This is a genomic window from Zhongshania guokunii (assembly GCF_040892635.1).
GTDB classification, from domain to species: Bacteria; Pseudomonadota; Gammaproteobacteria; order Pseudomonadales; family Spongiibacteraceae; genus Spongiibacter; species Spongiibacter guokunii.
The window spans coordinates 1-14,711 of sequence record NZ_JBFRYA010000009.1; the positions used below are offsets into that span (position 1 = coordinate 1).

Consider the following 14,711-nt stretch of genomic DNA (forward strand, 5'->3'; position numbering starts at 1 on the left):
CCTCCAATCGAAATTCTGGGCTAAAAGTCGGTCTTGTACGGTTGCTCATTGATCACCTGTATCGTTATAGAGGTGATCATATCACCTCTAATCAGGTGGCCAAATTCACTATGCCACTACATAACACCAGAAGAAGAGGGTGAGGTCAACATTGTATTCGCAAACATGGGGATTAACTTTGATATCGAAATTGTTGCCTCTTCGAAATGTCCAGAAACAAACAATAAGAAAGCTGCGAGAAATTCTTCGGATGGATTAACTCTTATTTTAAGCAAGAGTATTAAAGGTAAGGTATCTAGTAGCATTTTATCTTCCTATGAGGAGGATGAAGAATTTTGGGTTGATAATCGCGTCAATGTCTTTTCGTCGAATATTTTCTCAAGGAAAGACGTATTAAAGGCATCCTTCTTAAGCCAAAGCTCTGCTTGCTTTATAGATGCAACGGTTTTCCCTCCCAGTAATATTAGAACTTATCTACCGATATATCAGCGTTTAATTATTGCAATGCCCCTAAAAACCCACTTTGTTGCTGCTTTGATTGCTTTTAACGTGCAGGAGCATGAGCTTCTGAGTTTGATTGAGCGAGGACGAATACAATTTGTACTTCCTCAATCAATTGATCGTTATAATATTGATTTTATAGCTAAAGCACTGGAAGTAAATTCTAACGCCATGTTGTTCTCGCGCAGACTAGCTGCCGCTTCGGTAGCGGAGACGCGCTCAAGGATTCCATTTCTTTACCCACCTTTTGGTGCGTCTGCAAAGCGAGAATTATTGAGATTGCTGGAAAATATTTCTGATCCTATGGTTAAACCTATAGGGGAGATAATGGCTAAAAACCTTGCTCAAGGGTGGGTAGGGATGGAGCGAAACATAAGTGACCGGGGTGGCATGGGTACTGCTAATAACGGCGTCGGAACAATAATTGGAGAATTGATTCATAATATTGCAGGAAGGGATTTGCGGATTGAATTGATTGCTAGTTCAATGTCAGTAGAGTGGGCAGCGGCTGTCGGGGCAACTTATTGCTCTATCGAAAATGAAAGTTATTCTGATTTTAGTTCAGCGCAGCTATGCGCAAGCATGTATTCTGGTGTTGAAAATTCTCCTATTGTAAACCCAATAAAATCACTAGAGCCCTTTATTGAGGGACTCCTAACTTTAAACAATGATGTTTCTGTTTTGGAAGTGGATGATGTTTTTACTTCAAGTGATATTGATAGGCTGGGTGACTATTTGAGAGGAGTATCAGATATAGAAGACCCGATTGCAGAAATTGGTTTTTTAAACGACAAAATTAAAAAGTTTGAAACTAATCAGAATAGAATTAATAGATTAGATATTCTCGGACTCGGAGGTGTTGCGGTAGCTACCGCTATGACGGGTAATGCCTATGTTCCCTTCGGCGTATGGATTGCTCAGTATTTATTAAAAAATGCCGACCCTAGTAGAGATTTTGGTGGTAGGGCTATTGACTGGGTTAGAGCGATAAATACTAGATCTTCAACTGATGCTGTATTGGTTAGTCGACTACGATCAAAAGCAATAGGTTATAAGTGTTAGCATTGATCAATGCTAACAAGACGTTTCTGGAAAAATTGTTCTCTGAACGTGACGTTTGAGACTGTAGAGCATTTAACAGATTTCCATCTAAGTCGGCTTTTTCACCATCCGCTTTTTACCAGATCAGGAAATGCCCCGTTAGCGAGTGATGAAAAACTCCGGGCGCGGCTACCTTGGAATGCGTGGCTCGTATAAAGTGTGGTTTATTTATCGCTTACGTTCATTCTGTCGAAGCGGCGAATTCTGAAATTACTCTTTGCCACATGAGAAATATGTATAATTAATCGGTTCGTACAGTCGGCTTTTTGATAGATTGGAAACTGTCAACGCTCAGGTAAGTCAGGATTCTGGCGGTCAATATAGTCGTCATTGTTGACAGTCAACGGCTATTAAGCGACTAAGCAGAATAAGATATATATATCAGTATCTTACGGAGCTTTTAGTTGCTTTCTAGAGCAAGTGTCAACTTGTTGGCAAGGATCCATGGCCGGATAATCCGCTAGAGAGTTTGCCCACGGCGCGGCTTAAACCCCGCGGGACATAAACTAAAAAACCGCCGGATTAGCGGCGGTTTTAAGACGTTGCGTGGGATCGTTTGAAATTAGAAACGCACAGCGGCGCCGAGTAAAATGCCGTCAGCATCAGCGTCGTTATTATTCACTTCAATGCTAGAGTCAAAGATCGATGCGTAAAGCTCGATTTGCGGATTGGGGAAGAAACTAGCATCAATACTGATCGTGTCGCTAGAGGCGTCACCTACATCGGTGATGCCAGCGTTTACGCCTATACCGAACATGGTATTGAAGTAGTATGTGCCGCCAACAGCGATTTGATAGCCACTATCGTTGTCGGTGTCGATATAGCCAACAGCCACGTCATAGGCAACAGACGCGCCTTGGTTCAGCGGGTTCACGCCGTGAAAGGCGACGTCGAGGTAGTCTACGTCGGCGTTGTTGTCATCTTCAGTGGTGTAGCTTACAACAACGTCGCTATTGTCATTTAGGTAGGTACCCACACCGACGCGGATAGAGTCTGCATCGGAGTTGCCGGTGTCGACGGTTGTCCAATCGGCTTCGATAATGATGTTGGTTGCAGTAACAAAGCGGCCGCCAATATTGGTGGTTTCTTCTTCGTCAGCATTGGCTACGTCATCCTCTTCACTGATAAAGGCAAAGCTAACGAAAGAAGATTTATCAAGGAAGCTGGCTTCTGCCAGCGGGCCTTTGCTGGTATCTACTTTATCAAAATGAAATTCGCCACCGATACCAAAACCGTCGTAGTCGGTATTGGTAGCTTCTCCCTGGGTATACACCGCGCCGAGTTCAAATTGATAGTCGGCATAAGCATGGCTGGTTGCCACAATTGCGATCGCACTGGCTAATAGAGTCTTTTTCATTTGCTACATCCCCGTTATGAACAGTTGTCAGCCAATGTAATCTTGGCTAATGACAGGCTCTTTATAATTATGTGACATTTTTAAGTGCACACACTTGCACCATTGTTGAGCTATATTATGTTTTTGCTCAATAATGGTGCACTCGAGATTAGCACAGGCTTTTAAAATTAAATACCGCTGAAAGCTGGAATTTAGGAGGCAAAATTCACAGTGTGATTAGGGGCGAGGGGCCGAATTCTAAGCCTAACTTTGTTGGCCGTAGTCGGCATAGCGACTTAACACTTCTGTCATTTCTGTTTGATTTAGGATCACGGGTTCGCCGCCCTGTAAACTTAAATAATAGTTGGCGGCTAACTCTTCGATGTCTTTAGCAAGTGCCAAGGCGCGCAGGGGATCTGCTGCATAAGCAATTTGGCCGTGATTGGCCATTAGGCAGGCGCGGCGTTGTTGCAGCGCAGTGCTAACGTAGGCAGACAGCTCTTGAGTGCCATATGCTGCATATTGGGCGCAGGGAATTGAGTCGCCACCGGCGATGGCAACCATGTAGTGAAAGGCCGGAATGGCGCGACGCTGGCAAGCTAGCACCGTGGCGTAGCGCGAGTGGCAGTGAACAATACCACCAGCTTCGGGATGATCGAGGTAAACCTGCCAGTGCATGCGCCATTCGCTAGAAGGCTTGCGCTGATTCTTGGGGATTTCGCCATCACTATCGATATAGACAAGATCGCCGGGGCGAGTATTGCCGGCTAGCTGGCCGCTGGCTGAGATTAGCATACCGCCGTCGGCGGTGCGCACCGAGGCGTTGCCGCTGGCGCCGGGGCTTAGGTTGCTGCTGCTCATGCCATGAAGTGCGGCAACCAGCTGGGAGCGCTCTACAGTGAAGGCCATTACAGGCCATTCCGCAGGGCTTGAATGCGTTTTTCGAGCGGTGGGTGCGAACTAAATAACGCTGCCAAATCGGATTTGGTCTGGCTACTTATACCAAAGGCGCTCATTTCGCCAGGCAGGTCAGTGGGCAGCCCTTGTTGCGCTTGCAGACGCTGTAGGGCGGCGATCATATCCTCGCGCCCAGCGAGGCTGGCGCCGGCGGCGTCGGCGCGAAATTCCCGCCAGCGTGAAAACCACATCACTATGGTCGAGGCCAAAATGCCTAAAACCATTTCGGCAATAAAGGTAGTGACGTAAAAGGCGATGCCGTGGCCGCGCTCAGTTTTAAATACAGTGCGGTCAACAGTGTGGCCAATAATACGGGCAAAAAACATGACAAAGGTGTTCACTACGCCTTGAATCAAGGTCAGGGTAATCATATCGCCATTGGCAACATGGCCTATTTCATGGGCGAGTACCGCGCGAACTTCGTTGCGACGCATTTGCCGAAGCAAGCCTTCAGATACTGCGACTAGCGCTGCATTACGGTTCCAACCAGTGGCAAAAGCATTGGCCGACGGAGAGGGAAATATAGCGACTTCAGGCATACCAATACCGGCTTTTTGGGCAAGCTCTGCAACGGTTTCAAGCAGCCAGCGCTCTTCGCTGGTATTGGGTGTAGTGATAACCTGAGCACGTGTCGCACGCTTGGCCATCCATTTTGAAATTAGTAGCGAGATTAGCGAGCCGCTCATGCCAAACACAGCACAAAAAATTAATAGCGATGACAGATTGAGGTCGACGCCATTGCTGGCCATGATACTTTCTACGCCGAGTAGGCTCAGAGTAATGCTGGCAACAAACACAATGGCTAAGTTGGTGGCAAGAAATAAGAGAATTCGCATCATGGCGCAGACTTCCGGTGTGTTAATGACGATTATTAGATGGTGGCGTGGTGATGCAGTTTCAAGTTATTGTGCAGAAATATCGTCTTCCCCTAAATTAAGCTGTTCGGCGTCTGCTGGCTCTGCGGTTTCGGTCGCCGTGCCGGCTTCATAGCTAAGCTCAGTATTTTCATCTGCAATAGGCGGCCCAGCCTTTACAATCGGCTGTTTGCTATCATCGAGCTCGCATTCTAGGGGTTGTGCACGCAGGTAGATATCTTTGCTGCTTTGCTCAAAAATGACATTTACCGCCTCGTCGCGGTGGGCGGTGCGAAATAGTAGGCGCCGGTCGCGGCCATCGAGCCACTGTTGCTGTTTGCCAAGGTAGTGGCCATGCTGATTTTGAATGACGAAAATAGTAGTCATTGAAGCCCTTGTCTGGGAATAATGAAATAATGAAGGGCACAGATTTTACCGTGTTTGCCCGCGCGGGTGAACCTGCCGTATCAGCGGCCGCGCCTGCCGAGCAAAACGTCTTTGGCGTCATTAATTTGGCTGGCTAGAAAGTCGTTGCCACCTCGATCGGGGTGAAATTTCTGCATCAGCTTGCGATGAGCAGCAATAATCTCTTCATCGCTGGCGCCAGCGCTCAAGCCGAGTACCGACAGGGCTTGGTTTTTGTTCATGCTTGTACTGGCCCGCGGTGGTGGGGCTTGCTCGTCTTGTTGTGAGTTCTGCTGCTTGTTGCTACTGCCGAGATTGCCATTCAGGCGATGGTATATGTGTTTTAAAACATATTGGCGAACGAAGGGCAGGGCGCCACCAATGAGACCGGCGATCCAATGGACGCGACCGGTTAGCGACAGCAATACGAGCGCTGCGGCAGCCAAACCAATTAGCAAACTTATATAATAACCGCGACGCTTATCAACGGGTTTGGTTTGTACGGTTTTTACAAATCGATAAATGCCATAGAGAATAAGCACGGCAAAAAACAAACGTATTATCATTCTAAGTCCTTTCTGGGGTGCAATTGCCTGTGCAGCCGCTACCCGCGATTTAAGCTGTGCTAAAGTATAAAGCCTTGTGGGCTTTAGACCCATCAATTGTACGCAATGGATTTATTCATGGATTCAGGATCATCCCCCGCTCAGCGCTTCGTGTTGTTTCAGTCTTTGTATCAGGCCAGTCAGTCCGGTGAAAACAATTGGGATCAGGTGGTCGCGCTGTTGAGTAAGGGGCAGCGCACGGCCCAGCGGGCGCAGCTCGACGAGCTGGCCGAGCAGTTTGCCAGTGGGCAGCGGATTGTGCTCGACGAGTTACGTGATGGCGGCATGTTTACCCGCTGGGAGCTGCAGTTTATGCAGCTTGGTTTGGCGGTGGGTAATTTGGCAAAAATCTATTTGCGTTTGGCTGAACACTATCGCTTACAGACCGAATTTCGTCGCAATCTTCGCCGCCAGCTATGGTTGCCTCTGGCCATTGTACTGCTTGCTAGCTGCGGTTTGCCCTTGCTTTGGTTTAGTGGCGGGTTTATGGCGGGGGCTGAGGCTATGAATATTGGCGTCGCCTCATTACTGCCCTTGATTGCGATTTACGGCCTGCTTAAAGCGGTGCAATACTCTGCGGCCCTGCAAAGGTTTTGCTTGAGTATCAGTTATCGCTTGCCAGGTGTCGGTTGCGCCCTTAGCCAGTACCAGAGTTATCACTATATGAATCATTTGGCCGATTGCATTGGCGCGGGCTTCTCTCTGCCCCAAGCCTTAAAGCAGTCGGCTAGGCGATTGCCCGATGCGCCGATAAATGGGCGTTATTATAAATTGGCCAGTGACGTTGAAGCGGGGGGGCGATTTTCGAGTGCTTTGCTTAGTAGCGGGATTCTGCGTGGGATAACGATGCCGCCGGCCTCTGAAATGCTAGACGCTAAACAGGTGCCAGCCTTATTGGGCCTGGCGATACATCGTGTGTGTGAGGAGCAATTGGTGTTTTGGTCGGGTAGCTTGCCGTGGTTGCTGCTGGGCTTGCTACCCTATATGGTAGTGCTTAATGCATGGTTTCTCGGGCGCTAAGCTTTTCCAGTTCTTCAATATAGTGGCGACGTCCTGATAGCTCACGCTCAATTGCAAAGCGCTCGGAATTATCTTGCCACTCGGCGTTTTTTAGCAGTTCCCAAAGTTTGCGGCTGCATAAGTTTTTTACATTCACATCGTTATTTTGTTTGTTCATCATCGTTCTCCATTGCGCCTTCTGCGCCTTCTTCCTTTGTCATTAGTGTTTACTAATTTCTTGCTGCTGGTTGCCACTATCGCTGTTTCAAATGACAGGGGTATGACAGCCTTTCGTTTTTGACAATTTTTTTGTGAGTATGCCGTCGCGAATTTTTTGGCTTTAAACTAAAGCGAATTCTTAGATCGCAAGGTATTGTTGCTCACCGAAAAAACTGTCTGGTTTTGCCGATTTGACCTGTTGTTTCAGGTCATTGATCTGGTGTCAGTTCGCAAGAGGGCAAAAATGCACGGCTTGCTAGCTGCTTTTCCGTACGTGGGTGTTTACTACGCGGTAAAAGCTAATCCTGATACGACTAATCTCAACTATTGATCGGACACACCGAAGCTAGCAAAGTTCAGGCCAGTAGGCAATTATTATTTGAGTGTGGGCGGAAGATCGGTGATATAAGGGCTTAATTGGCGGAAAAGGGGAAAAGTTGCTGCGAATGGCGGGTAGTTGCTCGGATTCTTTTTCTCGCGAAGTGTTTTCAGCTCGCTTGCGCCAAGTCGACGGATTGCACAATTAATTACTTGGCGTGCACTGTGATGAGGCTTTTCCTAGGGCTTAGGCGTTAATGCCGAAGTTTAATCCTCAGGTGTTTGATAGAGCAATAATGCGCTCGCAGCGGCGGCCAGTAGCTGGGCTTCGTCTGTGCTGAGTGCATTACGTAACCACACGCGTCCTTGGTCGATGGTTTCCACGGCGGCGAGCATTTGCTGATTGCGGCTAATTTGGTAGCCGATTCCCCCGATGTTAATACTGCCGTTGTTTGCACTGTGGATGCTGTCTATCTGGTAGCTGGCGTCGTTGCTGTACAGGGCGCCACGGCGGTGCGTTTCAGCGCCGCGCTGACCCATGGCAATTTGCCACTGCGGGCTGGTTTTATCGCGCTTGATTTCACAGTTGAAGCGGTTTTCTGCGGCCAGTAACCAGCTCCATTCTCCGCGTTGCGCGCTGCCAAAATTCAGTGACTCACTATTGTTATTGTGCTGACAATCTACGCGTTGCTGCTCGGCGCGAGGCCCTTGCAGGGTGTAGCGAAAGCCGCCGTGACGGTCACTGCTTTTGTAATTGGCAACTTGAATATTGCTGCTACTGTCCCAGTCGCGGTCCACAACACCGGTCTGAAAGGGGCCAAAGCTAAGGCGCTGACGAATTAATAGACCTTGCCTGCCAGTGACCGGATAAACGTCAGCGTTTGCGCTGAACGCTGGTTCGAGGTCGATGCTTAAAGCTGTGCATGCGCTAAGCACAAGAGTAGAAAAACCCAATAGTACTGTGCGTTTCAAGTTACTTATCTCGCTTAGCGATGCTCTGGCCGTTAGTATTTTTCGACTATTCTTCGTCAATAACCGCGTCGACAAAGTAATGATCAACGCCATTGACCTTTTCTTTAACAAGGCCGTGACAGTCGGTTTCGAAGCCGGGGAAACGGGAGTTAAAGTCACGTACAAATTGCAGGTAGCGCACAATAATATTATTGAAGCGTTCGCCTGGAATGAGTAGCGGAATACCTGGTGGGTAGGGGGTTACCAACATGGCAGTAATTCGGCCCTCCAACTCGTCGATGGGGACGCGTTCAACCTTGCGGTGAGACATTTTGGCCCACGCGTCGGCGGGGATCATTGCCGCTTCCATTTCCGAGAGATACATCTCGGTGGTAATCCGCGCCAGATCGTATTCTTTATAAACGTTGTGAATATCGCTACACAGATCGCGTAGGCCGACTTTCTCGTATTTCGGGAATTTGGCGGCGAACTGGGGCATTACCCGCCATAGCGGCAGGTTCTGATCGTAGTCGTCTTTAAACTGCTGTAGCTCTGTCACCATCGAGTTCCAACGGCCCTTGGTGATGCCGATAGTGAACATGATGAAGAACGAGTACATGCCGGTTTTTTCGATGATAATGCCGTGTTCTGCGAGGTATTTACTGACGATAGACGCGGGGATACCGATCTCATCGAAATTGCCATCGACATCAAGGCCTGGGGTAATGATAGTTGCCTTAATTGGGTCGAGCATATTAAAGCCAGACTCAATATCGCCAAAGCCGTGCCAGCGGTCGTCGGAGTGAATAACCCAGTCGTCGCGGTCGCCAATACCTTCTTCGGCCAATACCTCTGGCCCCCAAACACGGAACCACCAATCGTCGCCGTAATCGGCATCGACCTTGCGCATAGCGCGGCGGAAATCCAGTGCTTCCATAATGGATTCATCAACCAGCGCGGTGCCGCCAGGCGCTTCCATCATGGCTGCAGCCACGTCGCACGAGGCGATAATCGCGTACTGAGGACTGGTGGATGAGTGCATTAAATACGACTCATTGAAACGGTGGGTGTCGAGTTTCCTCTGGGTGCCGTCTTGCACAAGAATCTGCGATGCTTGAGAAAGGCCCGCCAAGAGCTTATGGGTAGACTGGGTGGCAAATACTAGGGTGTCGTCGGAACGCGGGCGACCGGCGCCGATGGCGTGCATATTGTGATAGAAACTGTGAAAGGCGGCATGGGGCAGCCAGGCTTCGTCAAAATGCAGGGTGTCGATGGTGGAGTCGAGAATGTCTTTAATTTCTTCGACGTTATACACAATCCCGTCGTAGGTACTCTGGGTAATGGTCAGAATACGTGGTTTCTTGTCTTCGGCGTGGCGGGCGAAGGGGTGATCTTCAATTTTTTTGCGGATTGCCGCTGGCTCAAATTCGCTTTTTGGAATTGGGCCGATAATGCCGTAATGGTTGCGGGTTGGCATTAAGAACACCGGAATCGCGCCGGTCATAATGATGCTGTGCAAAATCGATTTATGGCAGTTGCGGTCAACCACCACGATATCGCCGGGGGCGACGGTGGAGTGCCATACCACTTTATTGGACGTCGAGGTGCCGTTGGTCACAAAGAATAGGTGGTCGCAGCCAAATATGCGTGCGGCATTGTTCTCACTGGCGCTAACCGGGCCAGTGTGGTCGAGCAGCTGGCCGAGCTCTTCTACTGCATTGCACACGTCGGCGCGGAGTAGGTTCTCGCCAAAGAACTGGTGGAACATTTGGCCAACGGGGCTTTTTAAGAACGCGACCCCGCCTGAGTGACCTGGGCAGTGCCACGAATAAGAACTGTCGCTGGCATAGTTCATCAGCGCGTGGAAGAACGGCGGCGCGAGGGCTGACAGGTATTTATTGGCTTCACGAATGATGTGACGGGCCACAAAGTCTGGGGTGTCTTCAAACATGTGAATGAAGCCGTGCAGTTCGCGCAGTATTTCATTGGGAATATGCCGCGAGGTGCGGGTTTCACCATAGAGAAACACCGGTATATCGGTGTTGCGCTGGCGCACAGCGGTCATGAATTGGCCAATAGACTCCAAGGCTTGGCTCACCGTCTCGTCACTGCCGTCGCCAAACTCTTCATCGTCGATTGATAGGATGAAGCAGGAGGCGCGACTCGCCTGTTGTGCAAAGGCGGTAAGGTCGCCGTAGCTGGTTAAACCGATGACTTCCATGCCCTCTTTGCTGATGGCGTCGGCGAGGTCGCGGATACCGGAGCCAGAGATGTTTTCTGAGCGAAAGTCTTCGTCAATAATGACAACAGGAAAGCGAAATTTCATGTATACGGCCATGTTGGTTTTGGGTGTTTTCCCGGATGCACCGGGCGCTGTTAGCGTCGCATAGCATATTAAGCTATATCAGAGTGGCGGCGCGGCTTTGTATCGTTGATTTTAATTTGGCTAATAGTAGTACGTTATTAGTTGTCTACCCTAACAATAATCGATGACGGCTGTCAGCCAAGTTGGTGCTATTTTGACGGATAAACTGGGTTGACGCACGGAAAGTTTACGGGAGGGGTTAGGCATAAAAAACACAGGACTTTGTGCCCGCCGCGAAAGCGGCGGGCAGTGGCCTGCCTCAGTCTATGCTGTCGAGCAAATACTGGGGAAGGGCAAAAGCACCAATGTGCAGCGCCGGATTGTAGTAGCGGGTTTTGATTCCACTGGCAGCAAACCGAGCTTGTAAAGTGCTTAAGTCTTGCGTGCGAGCGCTTGGCTCGTTGCTGGCCCAAGCAAAGGTCATTACGCCGCCGATATAGGTGGGGACCGCAGCAGCATAAAAAGCAGTATCGCTAAACAGCGGTGACAAGCGTCTATGGCTGGTGCTGACTTCATCGGGTTGCATAAAGGCCACGCCATTCTGAGCAGCAAAAATACCGCCGGGCTTCAGACAGCGTTTGATCCCTTCGTAAAATGGCGATGTAAATAACACTTCGCCGGGCCCGATGGGGTCGGTGCTGTCCGACAGGATGACATCAAACTGGCGGTCGCACTGCTTGACGAAATCAATACCATCGCCAATCACAATTTCTGCGCGGGGATTTTCATAGGCGCCAGCAGAGTGATTGGGCAGATATTTAACGCACATATCGATAACAGCTTGGTCAATTTCGACCTGCACAGCGCTTTCTACTTCGGGGTGCTTTAGCACTTCGCGAAGTAGGCCACCGTCACCGCCGCCAATAATTAGCACATTTTTGGCATTGCCATGCGCGAACAGCGGGGTGTGAGCCAGCATTTCGTGATAGATGAACTCATCGCGCTCGGTAGTTTGGATGATGCCATCCAGCGCCATGACCCGGCCAAAGCTACCGGATTCAAAAATAACGAGATGCTGGTGTTCGGTCTTACTTTCAAACAAGACCTCGCGAACCTTAAAACCTTGGTGGTAGTCGCCGTGGAGGGTTTCGTTAAACCACTCAGACATCGTCCATTCTCCCGCGCAGGTTTTCGCTCACTTCAATACGAGTGGGTGAAAAGGCCTTTTGCAGGATCTCTACAGCCAGTTCTGGTTTTGCATCGCCGCACATAAATACGTCAAAGGCAGCGTAGTCGCGCTCTGGCCAAGTGTGCACACTAATATGTGACTCTGCCAATACCGCAACGCCAGAAACGCCACCATTTGGAGTAAAGTGGTGCATATGAATATGTAACAGCGTTGCACCGCATTCATTGACGCAGTCAATAAAGGCTTTTTCCATGCGGGGGAGTTCGTCGAGGTGGGAGGCGCCCCACAGATCGATAATTAAATGCGTTCCAGCGTAAGCTACGCCGTCACGAATAATGAGGTGGTCGAGATTTTCGTCGGACTGTGTAATCGGGTTACACGTGGCAGCGCCGGCCTCCAAAGAGGGCATATGATCTAGGCTTTTCATTTAGCATAAATCCTCCGCGTAGGTGAAAGAGCCGGCGATTTAAACGTGTTTCCCCCCAAATAGCAATAAAAAATCCTGTTAAAATCCCCTTGCTAGCCATATGCCAAAGTCATTGAAGGGCGTAGGGTTTTATCACTTTCTGGCGCTGGCCTGGGAGTGGTAAATCAAGGCATAGTAGTTACCAGTTTATGGAAGTATATAAGGAGCCTGTGCTATGAGTATTTTTGATCGCTACCGCAAGCCAGCAATTATCCCCACGGCAGAGCAAGCACTGCCTGGCCGCAGTGAGAAAATGCCGGTGTCAGCCGCGCACACGGTGTTAAAAACCCCAATGGTTGGACCATTCCCAGCCGACTTCCAGCAGCTGGTGTTTGGCCTTGGTTGTTTTTGGGGTGCTGAGCGTAAGTTTTGGCAGCAAGCGGGGGTGTATACCACGGCAGTTGGCTATTGCGGCGGCTACACTCCAAATCCGAGCTACCACGAAGTATGTTCGGGTATGACCGGCCACAACGAGGTAGTGTTAGTGGTGTTTGACCCTGCAATAGTCAGTGCGGAAAAATTGCTGACCGTGTTTTGGGAGAGCCACAATCCCACTGAGGGTATGCGTCAAGGCAACGATATTGGCACCCAATACCGCTCGGGTATTTATTGCTCAGACGAAGCCCAGTTGGCACTGGCAAAAGCCTCCGCCGAGCAATATCAACAAGCGTTAAGTAAAGCCGGCTTGCCAGAAATTAGCACCGAAATCGTAATGGCCACTGAGTTTTATTACGCCGAAGATTATCACCAGCAGTATTTAGACAAGAATCCAGGCGGCTATTGCGGTTTGGGTGGTACAGGGGTTAGTTGCCCGCTTTCGTAGCGGGAGACGCTGGATGGGAGACGAAAAACGCAAAAACACCGGTGCTTTGGTTTTTAGCGTCTCCCGTCTAGCATTCAGCCTTTAATTACCCCGCCATTTTGTCTGATACAGATCATGACGGCGGTCGCGCAAGTTCTGCACCGTACCGCTATTGCGCGCGACCCTTAATGCCTCTGGGCGTAAATCGGCAATGGCCACGGTTTCCACGTTGGGGGTGGTGTCGGCGGCGATACCGTCGCGAGCAAAGTGGAAGTCGCAGGGAGTAAAGATACCGCTTTGGGCGTACTGAATGTCCATGTTTGCGACATTGGGCAAGTTGCCGACATTGCCGGACATTACCACGTAAACTTGATTTTCGACGGCCCTGGCCTGGCAGCAGTAGCGCACCCGCAGGTAACTTTGGCGTTCGTCTGTGCAGAAAGGTACGAATAGGATTTCTGCGCCCTGATCAACCAAATGACGAGCGAGCTCCGGAAACTCCGAGTCATAGCAAATCAACACGCCAATTGGGCCGCAGTCGGTGTCGATTACATTCAGCTCGTTGCCGCCTTCGATATTCCACCAATACACTTCATTGGGGGTTGGGTGGATTTTAGCCTGTTCGTCGACGCGACCATCGCGGTGAAAAACATAAGAGATGTTTTCTACCCGACCATTTGCGACCCGAGTTGGATGTGACCCGCCGATGATATTGATGTTATAGCGCACAGCCAAATCTTGCATCGCTTCAACATAACGTGGCGTGTATTTGGTCAGCGCTTCTATTGATTGAATTGGTGTTAACTCCTGATTCTCAATCGACAGGAGTTGTAGGGTGATTAGCTCGGGAAAGACGACGAAGTCGCCTTTATAGTCGGCGACTACGTCAACAAAGTATTCAATAAACGTCATGAACTGCGCAAAAGAATCTACTTTACGTTGCATATATTGCACGGTGCCGACCCGCACAGTGTCGGGTTGGCGGCCGCCGTGGCGTTTGATGTGCGCCGCAGCTGCGGCAGTTTCAACCTTGGGGTTGTTCCATACCAGATGTACGCCGTAGCCCATCGAGTCTTTATCGGCATTTAAGTAGTTGGGGACTAGGTCGAGTACTTCAAAGTCATTATGGAGTTGGAACGATAACACCGGGTCGCGGGTTTTTTGGCTAACCACGGCGTCTAAGTAGTTTTGTGCACTGCCGTATTTTTTCATACGCCTCGAGAGGCTAGGCAGGCGGCCGACAAAGACAATGCCTTTTAGTCCCAGTGATTCACAGAGCTTTTTACGCGCATTGTAAAGCCGCTGACCAATACGGTAGCCGCGCACGCTGCTGTCTACGCAGACTTCCATGCCGTACATCCACTCGCCTTCGGGGTCGTGGCGGGTGCCGTAGCCGTTGGCGGTAATCGCCGCCCAGCTATGAGGTTTTAGGCACACGTCACCACTTACGCGGAAGGTTGCGCAGTAGCCGACAATATCGTCTTCTAAGGTGACAACAAATTTACCTTCACCAAAATTATTGAGCTGGCCGCGCAATTCGGCGCGAGTATAGGGGTCGATCCCAGTGCCGTCGTAAACCCGCTTAGAGAGCGCAGCAATGGCTGGGATGTCCTTTATCATTGCGTTTCTAACCCGCAGGACTTTGCCGGTGGAGGCGATTTTTTTACCACCAGTGGTGTTTCTGGCCATGATATTAACTCTTG

At 49.9% G+C, this 14,711-nt stretch carries 14 protein-coding genes; 3 read left to right on the top strand and 11 right to left on the bottom strand.

Translation table 11 applies throughout. The features are described from left to right. Positions 1-165 precede the first annotated feature (165 nt). The gene (locus tag AB4876_RS11235; protein WP_368381744.1) at positions 166-1,563 is read left to right on the top strand and encodes a hypothetical protein; all 1,398 of its coding nucleotides are present in this window, start codon (positions 166-168) and stop codon (positions 1,561-1,563) included. Between the two features lie 601 nt (positions 1,564-2,164). On the opposite strand, the gene AB4876_RS11240 is transcribed toward AB4876_RS11235, so the two are convergent. The 5 genes from AB4876_RS11240 to AB4876_RS11260 form a co-directional block, all read right to left on the bottom strand. Further along, the gene (locus AB4876_RS11240) at positions 2,165-2,959 is read right to left on the bottom strand and encodes a putative porin (protein ID WP_368381745.1); all 795 of its coding nucleotides are present in this window, start codon (positions 2,957-2,959) and stop codon (positions 2,165-2,167) included. A 243-nt stretch (positions 2,960-3,202) separates the two neighbouring features. Continuing rightward, the gene (locus AB4876_RS11245; RefSeq protein ID WP_368381747.1) at positions 3,203-3,847 is read right to left on the bottom strand and encodes a class II aldolase/adducin family protein; all 645 of its coding nucleotides are present in this window, start codon (positions 3,845-3,847) and stop codon (positions 3,203-3,205) included. Then, positions 3,847-4,734, bottom strand: a complete 888-nt coding sequence (gene htpX / locus AB4876_RS11250) for a protease HtpX (RefSeq protein WP_368381748.1) — start codon at positions 4,732-4,734, stop codon at positions 3,847-3,849. The genes AB4876_RS11245 and htpX overlap by 1 nt, the downstream gene beginning before the upstream one ends. A 63-nt stretch (positions 4,735-4,797) precedes the next feature. After that, positions 4,798-5,136, bottom strand: a complete 339-nt coding sequence (locus AB4876_RS11255; RefSeq protein ID WP_368381749.1) for a hypothetical protein — start codon at positions 5,134-5,136, stop codon at positions 4,798-4,800. Positions 5,137-5,216: 80 nt separating this feature from the next. Then, positions 5,217-5,720 (bottom strand): DnaJ domain-containing protein, encoded by a 504-nt coding sequence (locus AB4876_RS11260; RefSeq protein ID WP_368381750.1) that lies wholly within the window; start codon positions 5,718-5,720, stop codon positions 5,217-5,219. A 117-nt stretch (positions 5,721-5,837) separates the two neighbouring features. Between AB4876_RS11260 and AB4876_RS11265 the strand changes: the two genes are divergently transcribed. Next, the gene (locus AB4876_RS11265) at positions 5,838-6,779 is read left to right on the top strand and encodes a type II secretion system F family protein (protein WP_368381751.1); all 942 of its coding nucleotides are present in this window, start codon (positions 5,838-5,840) and stop codon (positions 6,777-6,779) included. Here the strand turns inward: AB4876_RS11265 and AB4876_RS11270 are convergent. The 5 genes from AB4876_RS11270 to speD all read right to left on the bottom strand — a co-directional run bounded on the left by AB4876_RS11270 (position 6,754) and on the right by speD (position 12,167). Beyond that, positions 6,754-6,939, bottom strand: a complete 186-nt coding sequence (locus AB4876_RS11270) for a hypothetical protein (RefSeq protein WP_368381752.1) — start codon at positions 6,937-6,939, stop codon at positions 6,754-6,756. The two genes, AB4876_RS11265 and AB4876_RS11270, sit on opposite strands and share 26 nt — an antisense overlap. Before the next feature lie 623 nt (positions 6,940-7,562). After that, positions 7,563-8,360 (bottom strand): hypothetical protein, encoded by a 798-nt coding sequence (locus AB4876_RS11275; protein WP_368381753.1) that lies wholly within the window; start codon positions 8,358-8,360, stop codon positions 7,563-7,565. Next, positions 8,314-10,572 (bottom strand): Orn/Lys/Arg family decarboxylase, encoded by a 2,259-nt coding sequence (locus AB4876_RS11280; RefSeq protein ID WP_368381755.1) that lies wholly within the window; start codon positions 10,570-10,572, stop codon positions 8,314-8,316. The genes AB4876_RS11275 and AB4876_RS11280 overlap by 47 nt, the downstream gene beginning before the upstream one ends. A gap of 298 nt (positions 10,573-10,870) precedes the next feature. Next, on the bottom strand, positions 10,871-11,719 hold the full coding sequence (speE, locus tag AB4876_RS11285) for a polyamine aminopropyltransferase (protein ID WP_368381757.1): 849 nt from the start codon (positions 11,717-11,719) through the stop codon (positions 10,871-10,873). Then, on the bottom strand, positions 11,712-12,167 hold the full coding sequence (gene speD, locus AB4876_RS11290) for an adenosylmethionine decarboxylase (RefSeq protein ID WP_368381758.1): 456 nt from the start codon (positions 12,165-12,167) through the stop codon (positions 11,712-11,714). Before speD ends, speE begins: the two co-directional genes overlap by 8 nt. Positions 12,168-12,381: 214 nt before the next feature. Here speD and msrA point away from each other — a divergent pair, with 214 nt between their 5' ends. Then, complete coding sequence (gene msrA, locus AB4876_RS11295) at positions 12,382-13,029, top strand: peptide-methionine (S)-S-oxide reductase MsrA (protein ID WP_368381759.1); 648 nt, start codon at positions 12,382-12,384, stop codon at positions 13,027-13,029. A gap of 81 nt (positions 13,030-13,110) precedes the next feature. Here the strand turns inward: msrA and AB4876_RS11300 are convergent, their stop codons facing one another. After that, a complete protein-coding gene (locus tag AB4876_RS11300; protein ID WP_368381760.1) occupies positions 13,111-14,697 on the bottom strand; it encodes a nitrilase-related carbon-nitrogen hydrolase in 1,587 nt (528 codons plus the stop codon). Between the last annotated feature and the right edge of the window lie 14 nt (positions 14,698-14,711).